This window comes from bacterium (genome assembly GCA_009926305.1).
Taxonomy (GTDB): Bacteria; Bdellovibrionota_C; UBA2361; order UBA2361; family RFPC01; genus RFPC01.
The window spans coordinates 1-1,171 of record RFPC01000246.1 but is presented as its reverse complement, the minus strand read 5'-3'; the positions used below and the strand labels follow the sequence as shown (position 1 = coordinate 1,171).

2 protein-coding genes are annotated in these 1,171 nt (G+C 46.7%); both read right to left on the bottom strand.

Features of this window, described 5'->3' with window-relative positions:
• Nucleotides 1-27 precede the first annotated feature (27 nt).
• A complete protein-coding gene (locus EBR25_14225; GenBank protein NBW42127.1) occupies nt 28-480 on the bottom strand; it encodes a DUF2190 family protein in 453 nt (150 codons plus the stop codon).
• A gap of 19 nt (nt 481-499) precedes the next feature.
• Nucleotides 500-1,171 (bottom strand): hypothetical protein (locus EBR25_14220; protein ID NBW42126.1); only part of this gene is annotated, 672 nt, incomplete at its 5' end.

The following is a 1,171-nucleotide window of genomic DNA, read 5'->3' as shown; positions in this document are numbered from 1 at the left end:
ATTTTTTAAACTCCTTTTTATTTAGATTTAGGCTTTGACCAACACGCGGATAAGGTCACCATCAGCAGCAGCTTTGCTAAGAGCGAGTCCAACCAACTTCTCACCAGCGGCGAGCGCGGTCACTTTCTTAGCGGCAGGGTCATAAGCGAGCTCAGCTCCGACGCTCAATGCACCATCAGCTTCGCACACCACGACTGAGCCGAGGATGCCGATTTCGAGTTTCTCTCCCACTGCGAATGATTCGACGATTGGGTTAGTCAAAACAACACCGAAGTGTGCAGCTGTTTCGTCCGCACCAACTGCGACGTAGGGCATTTCTCCCGCCGGAGTTGCGCTAGACAATACGACGAACTCACCAGGAACGAGAACATCCGAAGCCGTTGCAGAATAAAACTGCACGCTCATGACGTTGCTGACTTCACCGGCAATCTTTGAGCCTTTGAGTGTTTCGAGAGCGAATTGGTTCTGATTCAATGCCATGACTAATATCTCCTTTTATTTATTTCTTGGTTCCATAACGTGAGCGACCCAATGCAGCGCGTTCGTGAATTGTTTGATAGCCGCTTGCACCGTTGTCCATGATTGATTTGAAGCTTGCTTGCTTGAGAGCGTTGAAGCGTTCATTGGTCTGCTTCAGGCCATCTGCAAAGCTGAGAGAGTTCATCTTCTCTTCTTCGTCCTTCATTTGTTCTTTTTCTTCTTTTTCCTCTTCTTTCTCATTATCTTCAACTTTACAAAGTTGATCGAGAACTTCTTTCTCTTCTTCCTTCTCAGGTGCTTCTACTTCGATTTCGATAGCGGGAGCAGCTTCTTCTTCTTTCTCGACTTCAGCCAACAAAGCATCGACTTCGGCGTTCATCTTCTCTTCGTCGTCTTCCTGCATAACCACATGCTCAACGTCTACCGGCTGAGCCTTGGCTTGTTTGTACGCTTGAACTAATTCGTTCAGCGCAACCTTTTCACCGTCGACTTCGATTTCCATTTCCGAGGAATTTTCTTTGACTTCCTCAGATTTCGTCCTGAACAATCTAAACATACCAACTCCTTTTACAGCGATACTCTCTTTAAGCGTAAGTGAGGGCTTTTGTGATTGCAAGTTACTCGAATTGTAAAACTTCGGGTTGACGGCCATCTCGTAGCGGGGATGTTCAACAATAGCGAGGTGAAGGTA